The sequence below is a fragment of the Streptomyces boluensis genome, assembly GCF_009908195.1.
Classification (GTDB): domain Bacteria; phylum Actinomycetota; class Actinomycetes; order Streptomycetales; family Streptomycetaceae; genus Streptomyces; species Streptomyces boluensis.
The window spans coordinates 1-13744 of record NZ_JAAAHS010000043.1 but is presented as its reverse complement, the minus strand read 5'-3'; the positions used below and the strand labels follow the sequence as shown (position 1 = coordinate 13744).

The 13744-nt window shown below is 71.3% G+C and carries 14 protein-coding genes; 6 read left to right on the top strand and 8 right to left on the bottom strand.

Annotation, left to right across the window (positions count from 1 at the left end):
* Nucleotides 1-11: 11 nt before the first annotated feature.
* On the bottom strand, nucleotides 12-536 hold the full coding sequence (locus GUY60_RS08780; RefSeq protein ID WP_161695592.1) for a type III secretion system chaperone family protein: 525 nt from the start codon (nucleotides 534-536) through the stop codon (nucleotides 12-14).
* Entirely contained in the window at nucleotides 529-1878 is a 1350-nt protein-coding gene (mshA, locus tag GUY60_RS08775; protein WP_161695590.1) for a D-inositol-3-phosphate glycosyltransferase, read from the bottom strand. The genes GUY60_RS08780 and mshA overlap by 8 nt, the downstream gene beginning before the upstream one ends.
* A gap of 214 nt (nucleotides 1879-2092) precedes the next feature.
* Here mshA and GUY60_RS08770 point away from each other — a divergent pair, with 214 nt between their 5' ends.
* The 3 genes from GUY60_RS08770 to GUY60_RS08760 all read left to right on the top strand — a co-directional run bounded on the left by GUY60_RS08770 (nucleotide 2093) and on the right by GUY60_RS08760 (nucleotide 5910).
* Nucleotides 2093-2887 (top strand): class I SAM-dependent methyltransferase, encoded by a 795-nt coding sequence (locus GUY60_RS08770; RefSeq protein WP_161695588.1) that lies wholly within the window; start codon nucleotides 2093-2095, stop codon nucleotides 2885-2887.
* A 439-nt stretch (nucleotides 2888-3326) separates the two neighbouring features.
* On the top strand, nucleotides 3327-4358 hold the full coding sequence (locus tag GUY60_RS08765; protein ID WP_161695619.1) for a C40 family peptidase: 1032 nt from the start codon (nucleotides 3327-3329) through the stop codon (nucleotides 4356-4358).
* 280 nt (nucleotides 4359-4638) lie between these two features.
* Nucleotides 4639-5910 carry a PP2C family protein-serine/threonine phosphatase gene (locus tag GUY60_RS08760; protein ID WP_161695586.1) on the top strand — a complete coding sequence of 424 codons (1272 nt, stop codon included), beginning with the start codon at nucleotides 4639-4641 and terminating at the stop codon, nucleotides 5908-5910.
* Nucleotides 5911-6020: 110 nt separating this feature from the next.
* Here GUY60_RS08760 and GUY60_RS08755 read toward each other — a convergent pair whose 3' ends face one another.
* The 4 genes from GUY60_RS08755 to GUY60_RS08740 all read right to left on the bottom strand — a co-directional run bounded on the left by GUY60_RS08755 (nucleotide 6021) and on the right by GUY60_RS08740 (nucleotide 8261).
* Nucleotides 6021-6359, bottom strand: coding sequence for a DUF2516 family protein (locus tag GUY60_RS08755; protein WP_161695584.1), 339 nt, complete (start codon nucleotides 6357-6359; stop codon nucleotides 6021-6023).
* A 141-nt stretch (nucleotides 6360-6500) separates the two neighbouring features.
* Nucleotides 6501-7118, bottom strand: a complete 618-nt coding sequence (locus GUY60_RS08750) for a hypothetical protein (RefSeq protein WP_161695582.1) — start codon at nucleotides 7116-7118, stop codon at nucleotides 6501-6503.
* A gap of 18 nt (nucleotides 7119-7136) precedes the next feature.
* Nucleotides 7137-7616: a helix-turn-helix domain-containing protein gene (locus GUY60_RS08745; protein ID WP_161695580.1), complete on the bottom strand. Its 480-nt coding sequence runs from the start codon at nucleotides 7614-7616 to the stop codon at nucleotides 7137-7139.
* An 87-nt stretch (nucleotides 7617-7703) separates the two neighbouring features.
* Nucleotides 7704-8261: an HAD domain-containing protein gene (locus tag GUY60_RS08740; protein WP_161695579.1), complete on the bottom strand. Its 558-nt coding sequence runs from the start codon at nucleotides 8259-8261 to the stop codon at nucleotides 7704-7706.
* 125 nt (nucleotides 8262-8386) lie between these two features.
* Between GUY60_RS08740 and GUY60_RS08735 the strand changes: the two genes are divergently transcribed.
* Entirely contained in the window at nucleotides 8387-9487 is a 1101-nt protein-coding gene (locus tag GUY60_RS08735; protein WP_161695577.1) for a WD40 repeat domain-containing protein, read from the top strand.
* Nucleotides 9488-9541: 54 nt separating this feature from the next.
* Here GUY60_RS08735 and GUY60_RS08730 read toward each other — a convergent pair whose 3' ends face one another.
* Nucleotides 9542-10309 (bottom strand): TetR/AcrR family transcriptional regulator, encoded by a 768-nt coding sequence (locus GUY60_RS08730; RefSeq protein ID WP_161695575.1) that lies wholly within the window; start codon nucleotides 10307-10309, stop codon nucleotides 9542-9544.
* A 193-nt stretch (nucleotides 10310-10502) separates the two neighbouring features.
* On the opposite strand from GUY60_RS08730, the gene GUY60_RS08725 reads away from it, so the two are divergent.
* Together GUY60_RS08725 and GUY60_RS08720 are read left to right on the top strand one after the other, a co-directional pair.
* On the top strand, nucleotides 10503-11651 hold the full coding sequence (locus GUY60_RS08725) for an ABC transporter ATP-binding protein (protein ID WP_161695573.1): 1149 nt from the start codon (nucleotides 10503-10505) through the stop codon (nucleotides 11649-11651).
* A 10-nt stretch (nucleotides 11652-11661) separates the two neighbouring features.
* The gene (locus tag GUY60_RS08720; protein ID WP_161695617.1) at nucleotides 11662-12387 is read left to right on the top strand and encodes an ABC transporter permease; all 726 of its coding nucleotides are present in this window, start codon (nucleotides 11662-11664) and stop codon (nucleotides 12385-12387) included.
* Here the strand turns inward: GUY60_RS08720 and GUY60_RS08715 are convergent.
* A complete protein-coding gene (locus tag GUY60_RS08715) occupies nucleotides 12361-13554 on the bottom strand; it encodes a phosphotransferase (RefSeq protein WP_161695571.1) in 1194 nt (397 codons plus the stop codon). The two genes, GUY60_RS08720 and GUY60_RS08715, sit on opposite strands and share 27 nt — an antisense overlap.
* Nucleotides 13555-13744: the final 190 nt, after the last annotated feature.

Sequence of the window (13744 nt, the reverse complement as noted above, 5' to 3'; positions counted from 1 at the left end):
CAGGAATCAGGCTAGTTGGCGCGCGGCTGGGTCAGGTGTGTGAACGCTTCCAGGTTGCGCGTGGACTCGCCGCGCGAGACCCGCCACTCGTACTCCCTGCGGATCGCCGACGCGAAACCGAGCTCCAGAAGCGTGTTGAAGGCGCCGTCCGCGGCCTCCAGGACGGACCCGAGGAGCCGGTCGATCTCGTCCGGTGTGACGGCGGCGAGCGGCAGCTTGGCGGTCAGGTAGACGTCGCCGAGGCGGTCGACCGCGTAACTCACGCCGTACAGCTTGAGGTTGCGCTCCAGGAGCCAGCGGTGGACGCCCTCGGCGTTCTCGTCGGGGTGCCGGATCACGAACGCGTTCAGGGACAGGGAGTGCCGGCCGACGATCAGGGAGGCGGTCGTGGACAGCTTGCGGGTGCCGGGCAGCTTCACCACGTAGGAGCCCGTTTCCGGGGACTCCCACTCCAGTTCGGCGTCCTTGAGGGTGCTCTCGAGGACCTGGCGTGCGCCCGGCTCGTCGGCGCTCCGCGTCCGCGCAGTCTCAGCCATGGTGCGAGCGTACGCGACCGCGCCGCTCGTGCATGGCGGCGGTGTACACGTCCGCCGTGGCCGACGCCGCGGTGTCCCAGCCGAAGGCCTGGGCGTGCCGCGCCGCGGCCTCGCCCATCCGGTCGGTCAGCAGCTCGTCGTCCGCGAACCGCTCCAGGACGCGCGCGTACGCCGCCGGATCGTGGCCCTGTACGAGGAAGCCGCTGACCTCGTCCCGGACCGCCACCGGGAGCCCGCCGACCGCCGCGGCGATCACCGGCGTACCGGCCGCCTGCGCCTCTATGGCGACGAGACCGAAGGACTCGCTGTAGGAGGGCATGACGAGGGTGGACGCGGCCCGGAACCAGTCGGCGAGCTGGTCCTGACCGACCGGCGGCCGGAACCGCACCACGTCGGCGATGCCGAGGCGCGCGGCCAGCTTCTGCAGGCCCTCGGGCTTGGCCAGACCGGAACCGCTCGGTCCGCCGACGACCGGCACCACCAGGCGCGCGCGCAGTTCCGGCCGCCGTTCGAGCAGGACAGCGACCGCGCGCAGCAGGATGTCGGGCGCCTTGAGGGGCTGGATTCGCCCGGCGAAAAGCGGGATCAGGGCGTCCTGCGGCAGGCCGAGGCGCTGTCGGGCGGCGGCCCTGCCGTCTCCCGGACGGAAGCGGTCCAGATTGACACCGGGGTGAACCACGGCGACCTTCGACGGCTCGGCGGCGTAGTGGTGCACGAGCTCGCCGGCCTCCTCGTCGGTGTTGGCGATCAGGCGGTCGGCGGCGCGCACTATCTGGGTCTCGCCGATGACCCGGGCGGCCGGTTCCGGAGTGTCGCCCTCCGCGAGGGCGGCGTTCTTGACCTTGGCCATGGTGTGCATGGCGTGCACCAGCGGCACGCCCCAGCGTTCGGCCGCGAGCCAGCCGACGTGGCCGCTCAGCCAGTAGTGCGAGTGCACCAGGTCGTAGTAGCCGGGCCGGTGTCCCGCCCAGGCCTGCATCACCCCATGGGTGAACGCACAGAGCTGTGCGGGGAGTTCCTCCTTGGCGAGGCCCTCATAGGGACCCGCGTCCACGTGCCGGACCAGCACACCAGGGGCCAGCTCCACCACGGGCGGCAGCCCGCCGGTGGTGGCACGCGTGAAGATCTCGACCTCGACGTTGATCCCGGCGAGGCGCTTGGCGAGCTCGACGATGTACACGTTCATGCCGCCCGCGTCACCGGTGCCGGGCTGGTGCAGCGGCGAGGTGTGCACGCTGAGCATCGCCACCCGGCGCGGCCTGCGGTGCCCTCCGGGGAAGCGGAGGCGCGGGGGCGCGCCGCCGGTGAGGCGTTCGCCGAGCCGGCTCACATACTGGCTCACCTGGCGGTCCTCCTAGCGGCCTCTGGTGCGGGCCTGACGCGGGCATGACTGCATGGGCGTGTGTACGGCGCGCCCTTCAGAACGGGGAACATCGGAAGCCCCGACTCCATTTCCACTTTGCCAAAGCATTACGGAGTGCCGCTCAACCTCCGGCGCCTCCGGGTGGAGCCCCGCCCGGCACGGGCACCGCGCGGGACGGCCGATACTGGTGGGTATGGCCGCCCGCTCCCCCTCGCGCCCCGTCGGGACCGTCACGCGCGGGACCACCAACCCCAACCGTCTGCGCCGCATGGACCGCTGGATCGCGGCCACCCACGGCCATGCCCTGCGCGCCGCCCGCGCACCTCTCGCCGTCGACCTGGGCTACGGCGCGGCGCCCTGGACCGCCGTCGAGCTCCTGAACCGGCTGCGCACCGCCGCCCCCGCCGTCGAGGTCGTCGGCATCGAGATCGACCCCGCGCGCGTGGCGGCGGCCGAGCCCTACGCGCGCGAGGGACTGGTTTTCCGGCACGGCGGATTCGAGGTGCCCACGGACCGCCCGCCGACCTTGATCAGGGCGGCCAATGTGCTGCGGCAGTACGACGAGGACCAGGTCGCCGCCGTGTGGCAGCGGCTGTGCGCGCGCCTCGCCCCCGACGGGCTCCTGGTCGAGGGCACGTGCGACGAGATCGGCCGCAGGCACGTATGGGTCGCCCTCGGCCCCGAGGGTCCACGCACGGTGACTTTCGCGACCAGACTCGGCTCCCTCGACCGCCCGTCCGACCTCGCCGAGCGGCTGCCGAAGGCGCTGATCCACCGGAACGTCGAGGGCGAGCCGGTGCACGCCTTCCTGCGCGACTTCGACCGGGCGTGGGCGGCGGCGGCGCCCTACGCCTCGTACGGCGCCCGGCAGCGCTGGATCCGGACGGTGCGGGACCTGACGGCGGACTGGCCGGTGACAGACCGCCCCGGAAGATGGCGGCAGGGCGAAGTCACGGTGAAATGGGATGCGTTGGCCCCCCGCAGCTGAGGCGAAGAGGGAAGCATCGACCCCACGGAGGTGAGCCGTGCGGCGTCGCGAACGGGTGGCATCACACGACAGCCCGGAGCAAGTCCGGGTATTCCAGGGCAACTCGGGGTACGTCTGGGCGCGGCGGAAACGCGGCCGGGCCAGGCAGGAGCAGGGCCATGCGGGAACGGGGCCAGGCGGGGCGGAAGCGGAACTCGTAACTCCCACAACTCCCGTACCGCCAGGGTCAAAGCCCCACATGGGTGACTTCTCGCGGGGCCGGAACAACGTTCGACCGTCGATCGTCGGACATGGCACGGGGATGGCGCGGCGACGCCGTACGCCTGTCTGCCTCTGTCGTATTGGACGCGGACATGGCACCATCCCCGACGTGTTCGTAAGTTACTGACGAGCAATCAGTTCAGGGGGAACGAGCGTGACCGGGAAGCGAAGCTCGACCATGGCGACCATGGCTCTGCTGTGCGCGACGGCGATCCTCGCCGCTCCGGGGACCGCGCACGCCAAGCCGGCGCCCAAGGACCCCAAGTCCCTCGAACAGGTCCGCAAAGAGATGGACGCGCTCTACCACGACGCGTCGGTGGCCACCGACAAGTACAACTTGGCGGAGGAGAAGGCCGATCAGCAGTCGGACGAGATCGTGCGGCTGGCCAAGGCCATCGTCAAGGGACAAGAGAAGCTGGACCGCCTCAAACGCCGCGCGGGCGCCGCGGCCCGCGCGCAGTACCGCGGCGGCGGACTGCCGCCACAGGCGCAGTTGATGCTGAGCGACGACCCACAGCAGTTCCTCGACAACGCCGGCCGCATGCGCCAGGAACAGCAGGCCACCAAGGGCCTGCTCGGCGAACTCGGCCGCACCCAGCAGGACCTGCGGGTCTACGCCGACGACGCCTCCGCCCAGTGGCGCAAGCTGGAGGCCAACCGCAAGGCGAAGGCCGAGGCCAAGAAGAAGATCAAGGCCAAGATCAAGGCGGCCGAGAAGCTGGAGTCCGAGCTGGAGAAGGAGGAGCTCGATCGCCTCCTGGAGATGGAGCAGGACGCGGAGTTCGAACGCCAGACGGCGTGGCTCGACTCCGGCGCCCTGAAGGAGATCGACGGCAGGGCCAGCGGCCGCGGCAAGAAGGCCATCAAGTACGCCACCGCCCAGATCGGCAAGCCCTACGAATGGGGCGCCGAGGGCCCCCGCTCGTACGACTGCTCGGGGCTCACCTCGGAGGCGTGGATCGCCGCGGGCCGGACCATCCCGCGGACCTCGCAGGAGCAGTGGAAGCAGCTGCCGCGCATCGAGATCAAGGACATGCGCCCCGGCGACCTGATCATTTACCACAAGGACGCCAGCCACGTCGGGATGTACATAGGGAACGGAGCGATCGTGCACGCCCCCCGCCCCGGCCGGGACGTGACCATCGCGGGCGCGGGCTCCATGGGCATCCTCGGGGTGGTCCGCCCCGATAAGCAGGGGTCGCCGAGTTGAGTAGGGGTCACTGAGTCCCCTTTCCTCCCGCTTCCTCGGGCCTTGGGCGCTGTGCCCCGGGTCACGTGATCTGGGGCACGCGGGCAACCTGAGCGGCGTGATGTTCGTCATCCCCTCGGGGACCGCTACCGGGTCAATTGCGGTACGGGATGCGGCATATGACACCACCGGTCGGCCGCTCGCCATTCCAATCCCCTGGCGGCTACCGCTAAGGTCCCCGTCGGTGGAGCGTCGTTCGACGTGCCGCCGTGCCCTCGGGGGGAGGGAAGGAACCCAGACGATGCCCGTACCCATACCGCGGCAGAGAGCAGTCCCGGCCGCGGAAAGTGGTCAGGCGCAAGCGATGCCGGCTCAGCCGACCGGCACCGAGATCAACGGCGGTCTGACCCTGCTGGTGATCGAGGACGACCCGGCCGAGGCGCTCACCATGCCGGAGCTGCTCGACGCCGCAGGCAAGGCCATCCGTATCCGTACCGCTCGCAACCTCACCGAGGCCGAGCGGCTGCTGACCGACGACGTCCACTGCATCCTGCTCGACCTCGCCCTGCCCGCACCGGGCGGCGACACGGACGACGAGCTGGCGACGCTGCGCCATGTGCTGCGCCTCGCGCCGCGGCACGCCGTGCTCGCGCTCACCGCGTCCGGCGACATCGACCTGGCCGGGGAGGCCGTACGGGTCGGCGCGCAGGACTACCTGTTCCGCGAGGAGCTGGACGCACGGCTGCTGAGCCGCGCCATTCGCTACGCGGTGGAGCGCAAGCGGGCGGACATCGCTCAGCGGCAGCTCACCGAGTCGAAGCTGCACGCGCAGGAGAACGCCCGCCTGGAGCGGGGTCTGCTGCCCACGCCGCTGCTCGACGGCTCCCAGCTGCGGTTCGCGGCGCGGTACCGGCCGGGCCGCTCGCGGGCGCTGCTCGGCGGCGACTTCTACGACACGGTGCGTACGCCCGACGGGACGGTGCACGCCATGATCGGCGACGTCTGCGGGCACGGTCCGGACGAGGCGGCGCTCGGCGTTGAGCTGCGGATCGCGTGGCGGGCACTGACCTTCGCGGGCCTGTGCGGGGACGAGCTGCTCTCGACGCTTCAGCAGGTCCTGGAGCACGAGCGGCCGGACGAGGAGATCTTCGCGACGCTCTGCACGATCGACATCTCGCCCGACGGCCGCCGCGCGGGGCTCTGCCTCGCCGGACACCCGTCACCGCTGATCACCCGTCCGGGACGCCCCGCGGAGCTGCTGCCGTACGAGAACGGCGGCCCGGCGCTCGGCCTGCTGCCGCGCGCCCGCTGGCCGCGCCAGCAGGTGGAACTGGGCGGCGAGTGGAGCCTGATGCTCTACACCGACGGCCTGATCGAGGGCCGTATCGGCCAGGGCAACCAGCGGCTCGGCCAGGACGGCATGGTGGAGATGGTCCGCCGCCAGATCGCCGACGGCCTGCACGGCGAGGAGCTCCTGGAGGCGGCGGTCAGCGAGGTCAGGGAGCTCAACGGCGGCGAGCTGACGGACGACGTGGCGGTACTGCTGCTCGACCGGGGCGGTCGCGGTCGCTGAGCGGCCACACGAACCGGAGAAACAGCAGCGGGGCCGCACCCTGAGGTGCGGCCCCGCTGCGTTGGCCTTGAGCCCGTTGCCCCTGAGGCCGGCCTATGACTGCCTGTCGGTCACCGGCCGCCGTTGTACGGCCCGTACGGACCGTCGCTGCTGCTGCCGCCGCCGCGACGGCCGCCGCCGCCCGTGACCTGCTTGAGCGCGGGGCGCACGTCCACGAAGAAGACGATCGTCGCGATCAGTCCGGCGATCTGCAGGAACAGCATCGGCACCAGGAGGTTCACCAGAACCGTGATGCCGAGGATGATCAGCCAGAAGTTCTTGTTCTGCTTGCTGGCCGCGACGTAGGCGTCCGGGCGGGCCATCGCCGCCATCACCAGGGCGACCACCGCGAGCACCAACATGGCGGTGAAGATCAGCCACATAAAGCCGCCGAACGCTGACATCAGCACGTTGCCCACCACCCGATCCGATTCATGCCTACGCCGTCACCGTACCCGCAGAAGCGAGCGCCGTACCCGTAGAACGCCATCCGTAGACAGAGAACGCCCCGAGCACTCGGATGGTGCCCGGGGCGTCCTGGAAACGCTGGGTCACTTCGCCGGCGGGGTGGTCTTCTTCGCCGTGGTCTTCTTGGCGGGGGCCTTCTTGGCCGTCGCCTTCTTGGCGGGAGCGGCCTTCGACTCGTCCTCGACGGCCACGGACTGCGAGGCGGTCTCAGCCTTGGGCTCGGCCGCGGGCTTCGGCACGGTGGCCTGCTCGGGCTCGACCGCGGCGGCGATCTCCTCGATCTCGTCGGCGGCCTCACCGCGCCAGACCTTGACGGCCTGCTCGCCGTGCTCGGCGACCTCTTCGTACTTCTCGCGGGCCTTCACCGCGTACTCCGCGGCCACGCCGACGCCGCGCAGCGCCAGGTCCTGGGCGGTCTCGCCGAGCTTCTTGAAGTCGGAGTCGAGCGTGCCGAGCACCTCCGCGAACTTGGCCTGGAGCGTCTCCTGGGCCTCCTTCGCGCGCGTGGTGGCCTTTTCCTGGACGTCCTTCGGGTCCGTGTTGCGCACGGCCTCGATACGGGCCGGGGCCTCGGACTGGAGCTTCTCGATCAGCGCGGGCACCTTCTTGGCCTGCTGCACCGCGAGGTCGGCGGTGCCGGCGGCGAAGTAGAGCGGCTTCGGGTCGCTGAAGGTCTTGCGGATGTCGTCGGCGATGGCCATGGGTGTGGTCCTCCGGTGTCAGGGTGAGGGTTTGTCTGCGGTGCTGCCGTCGGCCGTGCGGGGCCCGTCATCGGTGGTGTCCTCGGCGTCCCCGCCACGGTCACCGGATTCGCTGCGCTTCCCGGTCCCGGCGGGCCCGCCCTCCTTGATCTCGAATCCGTTCTCCTTGCGGAAGGACTCGTAGATCTGCAGCAGCACCTGCTTCTGCCGCTCGTCGATCGTCGGGTCGGCGAGTATCGCGGCGCGCGTCTCCACTTCGTCGCGATCACGCTCGTCGAGGATCCCGGCCTGCACGTACAGCGTCTCCGCGGAGATCCGCAGGGCCTTGGCGACCTGCTGCAGGACCTCGGCGCTCGGCTTGCGCAGGCCGCGCTCGATCTGACTGAGGTACGGGTTGGACACCCCGGCGGCATCGGCGAGCTGCCGCAACGACAGCTGCGCGTTGCGCCGCTGTTCGCGCAGATACTCACCGAGATTGCCGACGTTGAGCGATGCCATGCCCCGATGGTGCAGCATGCGCGCTAACTATTGCAAGCGGGTTGCTTGCAAAAGTGTTCCATGCCATACGGGCGGACTCCAGATGGCCTACGGCCGTGCGTCGAGCGTCGCCAGCCAGCGTTCGAGTAGCTGGAGGTCCGTCTCCGTGAGTCCCTGGCGCGGGTCCACGCGGTGCAGCAGGGCGCAGCCGGGGTGGTGGGCCGTGACCCATGCGCGGTCTGCCGCGCCGATCTCGTCGTCCACCCAGAGGAAGGTCCGGCCGGCCGCCCGGTCGACGAGGGCGCGGGTCTTCCAGTGCAGGCCACGGCATCTGTCGTCGGCGACGGTCGCGTCGTCCTCCGGCCAGTCGACGACGGGCAGTTGCGGCAGGCCGAGCCATGGCGCCACGCACACGTTGGCGTCGTCCATCCAGGTGGTCGCCCACACCAACTCGCAGCCGAGCGCGGCCAGTCGGGGCCCGAGTCGCGGGTCGATCCGGTTGAGGAGCGGGTGGGCGGTGGCGACCGCGTCCGGGACGTTCGCACGGTACGTCGGGTACCCCTCGGGCCGCTCGCCCGGCGAAGCGCCGAACGGGATGAGCGGGCCGTCGACATCGAGGAAAAGCAGGGGTCGAAGGGGGTGCGGCTGCGGCTCGGAGCGGGTCACGCCCGCACGATAACGCGACCGCCCGCCCGCCTCCCCGACCCGTGCCCGACCGGTTTTCCACAGACCGGCCGGAGGGTTATCCACAGGCCAACTCGACTGTCAGTGCGGCGAATTACGGTGCACACATGACTGAAGAAAACCTGCTGAGCAGGTACTCCGGACACACCCATGCCTACAGCCACGGCGTCACTCCGGTCGTCGCGCTGAACGGCATCCTCGTGACCGTCAGCGTCGACCGCGACGGGGTGCTGTGGACCTGCGACCTCACGGGCGGCCCGTGTGCGCAGCGCCCCTTGGAGCTGGACCGGGCGGGCCCGGAGGACGAGTGGTACTTCGAGGTCGGCGAATGGTACGAGGGCGATGACGAGTTCGACGACGGGGACAGGGAGTACCGGCCCAGGGTCGAGGTGGATCCGCGCGATCTCGCCGACCAGTTGACCGTGGCGCATCTCGACGGGCGCCCCGTCGTGCTCACCGGCGGCGCCCGGTTCGACCTGTCCCACCCCGACTTCGAGGCCTCGGGCGGCGCGGTCCGTGTCTGGGATCTCGCCACCGGCCGCAAGGTCGGCAAGACCATCACGGGCCACGAGTTGGGCGTCACCGCGCTCACCACCGTCACGTCGGAGCAGGGCCTGATCTCCGTCAGCAGCTCCGAGGAGGGGTGGCTGGTGGCGCGGAATCTGAGCCGTGGCGGGGAGCCGGTCGCGCGGTTCCGGGGCAGTTTCAACGGCGCCATGGGAGCGGGGCTCGTCAAGGGCAGGCCCGTGGCGGTGACGGGCGGCCACGATGACTTCACGCAGGCCTGGGACCTCCTCAGCGGCGAGCCGATCGGCAGGCCCCTGAGCGGAATCGCCCCGATGGTGCGGGAGATCGCCCTCACCGAGATCGACGGCGAGGCTGTGGCCGTGGCCAGCGGCGGCCCCTGGAACGACAACGCACTGCACGTGTGGAGCCTCGACACCCAGGAGCGGATCGGCCCTCGCCTGACCGGCCACGACAACACCATAGGGAGCCTGGCAACGGCCGTCGTCGCGGGGCGTTCCATCGCTCTGACCAGCAGCAGCGACGGGTTGCGCGTATGGGACCTGGCCCGTGGCGAGCAGCTCGGCGAGGCGCTGGCCGGCCACTCCCTCAAGATGATCACCGAGGTGGACGGAGTCCCGGTCGCCGTCATATCGAGCGACGACGCCATCCGCCTGTGGGACCTCGCGGCACTGATCGCCTGAGCCCCAACTCCCCTACCGCGGCCGGGTGATCAGCTACCGCGGCCGGGTGATCAGCTACCTCGGGCGGGCGATCAGCGCCTCCACCCCGTCGAGCACGCACCCCAGACCGAAGTCGAAGTCCGCGTCCTGCTCGTCGGAGTGCTCCGTCGTGCCGGGGTCAAGGGCGCCCGACTCCAGGAGCCGGGTGACGGCCGGGTGGCGGTCCGGGTCGGTGAGGCTGGTCAGGGTGCGGTGGTAGCGGCGCAGCACCTCGTCGGGGGAGCTCCCGCTCGCCGTCATCGCGGCGTCCAGGTCCGACATGAGCAGAGCGGAGTTCCGTACGTAACCTCCGACCAGCTGGACGACGCCGAGTTTGGCGCCCTCGTCGAGCCCCGTCCCGTCGAGCGCGCCGATGCCGTACTCCATCCACTCAACCGACCGGGGGCTGGCGGGCGGGCCCGAGACAGGGATGCGCAGGACCCACAAGTTGGCGCGGAAATAGGCACGTTGGGCCCGCGCCCAGCGGGTCAGTCCCGCGCGCCAGCCGTCGGCGGACGGTGACCCGGCGGGCGGCTCGGGCATGACGGCTTCCTGCATCAGGATGTACAGCTCGCCCTTGGCGCCGACGTACCGGTACAGGGACATCGCGGAGGCGCCGAGTTCCTTGGCGACCCGGCCCATCGACACGGCGCCGATCCCGTCGCTCGCGGCGACCCGCACGGCCGCGTCCACGATGCGTTCCAGGGTGAGGCCGGGCTTGGGTCCCTTCAGGGGGCGTTCACGCAGGCCCCAGGCCGTCGCGAGGCTGGCGGGCAGTCCCGTCTCCTCGTCCGCCGCCACCATCTGGGGCCTCCTCCCGACCAACCGCCCGAGACCCGCTCGGGCCCCGGCTTGACGCACATCCTAGTTCTGCGTAACCCTTACACAGTACTGCGTATACCCTACGCAGTAGAAGCGACAGAGGTACGCCCGCACGGGCAGACGGCCATCCGCACCGCACGGACAGACGACGCACGACGAACGGGGAGCGAGAACGATGAGCGAGCAACGCACCGAACGCAGCGAACCCACCGGGGCCGGTCGCCCCGCCGCGCCCAACGCACCCGCCGCGCCCGCCGTACGAGCCACCGGCCTGCGCAAGGCGTACGGCGAGGTGGAGGTGCTGAAGGGGCTCGACCTGACCGTCCCGCGCGGCACGGTGTACGCGCTGCTCGGGCCGAACGGCGCGGGGAAGACCACCACCGTCCGCATCCTGGCCACGCTCACCGAGGCCGACGCGGGCAGTGCGACCGTCGCCGGGCACGACGTGCGCGCCGAACGGAGCCGGGTGCGCAGGGCGATCAGCCTGACCGGACAGTTCGCGGCCGTCGACGAGATGCAGACCGGCGCCGAGAACCTCCGCATGATGGCCCGCCTCGCCGCCCACGCCACCAGACGCGCCACCGCACCCACGGCCCGACGCACCTCCGAACCCGCCACCGAACCCGCCACCGGCCGCGCCTCCGCCCGAGCCGCCGCGCGCGCCGCCGAACTGCTCGACCGCTTCGACCTCACCGATGCCGCCGACCGCCTGGTCAAGACGTACTCGGGAGGTATGCGGCGCCGCCTCGACCTGGCCGCTTCACTGGTCGGGAACCCCGAGGTGATCTTCCTGGACGAGCCGACGACAGGACTCGACCCGCGCAGCCGGCAAGAGATGTGGCGCGTGGTGCGGGAGTTGGCGGCGCAGGGCACGACGGTCTTCCTGACGACGCAGTACCTGGAGGAGGCCGACCAGTTGGCGGACCGGATCGCGGTGCTGCACCAGGGCACCCTGGTCGCCGAGGGCACCGCCGACGAGCTGAAGCGGCGCGTCGCCGGGCACCGTCTGGACCTCGTCGTCACCGCGGCCGCCTATCACCGCCTCGCGCCCCGCGCCGCCCACCACGCGCCCGAGACCCGCACCCTCGGCTTCCCCACAGACGGCCGCGCGCGCGAGGTGCGGGAGCTCCTCGACGCGCTGGACCCGGACCGCACCGGCGTCGAGAGCTTCGCGCTGCGCACGGCCACGCTCGACGACGTGTTCCTGACCCTGACGAACCCCACGAGCCCTGTGAGCCCTGCGAGCCCCGCGAGCCCCACGTCACCGACCGCACTGGACGCACTTGCCGCACCTGCGACGACCGAGGAGCCCAGCCGTGTCTGAATCCCTGATCATGACCGGCCGCTCGCTGCGGCTCAGCCGTCGCAACGTGGACGCGTTGATCACCGCCCTGGCCCTGCCCGTACTGCTGCTCCTGATCTTCGTGTACTTCTTCGGCGGAGCCATCAACACCGGTACGCGATACGTCACTTACGTCGTGCCCGGTGTCCTGCTGCTCTGCGCCGGGTTCGGCTCGGCCAACACCGCGCAGGCCGTCACCGAGGACCTCAAGGGCGGCATCGTCGACCGGTTCCGCTCGCTCGACATCGGCGGCACCCCGATACTCGCCGGGCACGTGCTGGCGTCCACCGCCCGCAATCTGCTCGCCACCAGCCTGGTCTTCGCGCTCGCCTTCGCCATCGGCTTCCGCCCGGCGGCGAGCCCGGCCGGCTGGCTCGCCGCGCTCGGGCTGCTCGTCGCGTACATCACGGCGCTGTCCTGGCTGTCCGCCGCGGTCGGGCTGCTCGTGAAGTCCCCGGAGGCGGCCGGCGGGTTCACGTTCTTCATCGGCTTCCTGCCGTACCCGAGCAGCGCCTTCGTCCGTACGGACAGCATGCCGACCTGGCTGCAGGGATTCGCCGCGAACCAGCCGGTCACGCAGGTCATCGAGGCGATACGCGGACTCCTGCTCGGCAAGCCGATCGGCTCGACCGGCTGGGTGGCGCTGGCCTGGTGCGCGGGCATCACGGCGGTGGCGGTGGCGGCGGCGGGGCTACTGTTCCGGCGCCGGGTCAGATGAGTGCTGTCGCAGCCACGACCTGAGCGCCGTGGCCGTGTCCAACACCCCTGGCACAACCGCGAGTTGAAGGGGCTCGCGGGCCGCCACGAGCACCCGGCGGAGCTTCGCCGCGGCCCGCCACAGCGCCCAGGGGCCGGGTCGCGCGGACCGTTCGGAGAGCGACATGGCCGTACGGATCACATCCGTACCGACGGACTGGACCCGCTTGAACGCGAGCAGCCACGGCAGGTCCTCCTCGTACCCCCTGGACGCGCCCGGCAGGACCCGCTCGGCCGCCGCACACCAGCGCTCGACGACGCGCCGCTCCTGGTCGGCGGGGTAGCGGGTCAGGTACAGGTGGGTCGCCAGGTCGTAGAGCGGATCGCCCAGCATCGCCAACTCCCAGTCGATCACCCAGAGTCGGCGGTCCCCGTCGACGATGAAGTTCTCCCGGTGCAGATCACCGTGGAGCAGACAGAACGGGCGCGGCGCGAGCGGGCCGAGGCGCTCGCCGAACCGGGTGAACGCGTCGTCGGGGATGCCGAGCGCGGCGAAGAGCGAGCCGTACGTGGCGTGGTGCGCGCGGTACACCCGGTCGTCGACGAAGCGGACGAGCCGGTCGAGGAAGTGCGTGGTGTCGCCGCCCACGGCACGGTCCGCCGGGTCACAGCGCCGCGCCACATCCACCTGACCGGGCCGTACGGTCGCCAACTGGCCGAAGACCTGGAGGAGTTGCTCCACATACCGCTCGGGCACGCGGTGGCCGGCGCGGTGCAGTGAGCCGAGCGTGCGGCCCTCGATGAAGCGCTGCAGCCGGCAGCCGCCGACCTCGCGCACCTCGGGGACCGGCAGGTCGACGGGGAGCCGGGCGAGGGCGCAGAGCAACTCCTCCTCGGAGAAGAAGCAGCGCCGGTCGAACCAGAGCAGTCCGGCCCGCGGCTCCCGGCACTTCCACCGCCCGCCGGCACCGCTCGCCCCCGGACCGCGCTCGCCCGGACCGTGTTCACCCGGGCCGTGTTCACCGGGACCGTGCTCGCCCGCGCCTTCGCCGTGCCCCTGCGGCCAGGGCAGTACGTACGTCTCGTGGTGGTAGCCCTTGAGGGGGCCTTCGAGGCCGTGCGCGCTGCCGTGCAGGGTCTCGGCGGTGGACCGGGCGGCCGAGCCGGCGACCCGTTCGGCTGACGACATGATCCGCTCTCTCGCCCGAGGCGATGCCGGTGGTCAGAGGCGGAGTCACGGTACCGCCGGAGGGCCTGCGACCGGCTGTGGAATCACCAACTCCGCGCTCTTGTAGCCACGGAGGAGGAGCCCCCGCACGGACGTACGGCGATACGGCCCCTCGGCCCCCGCACCCCGTCACCGCACGCACCGCACGCAC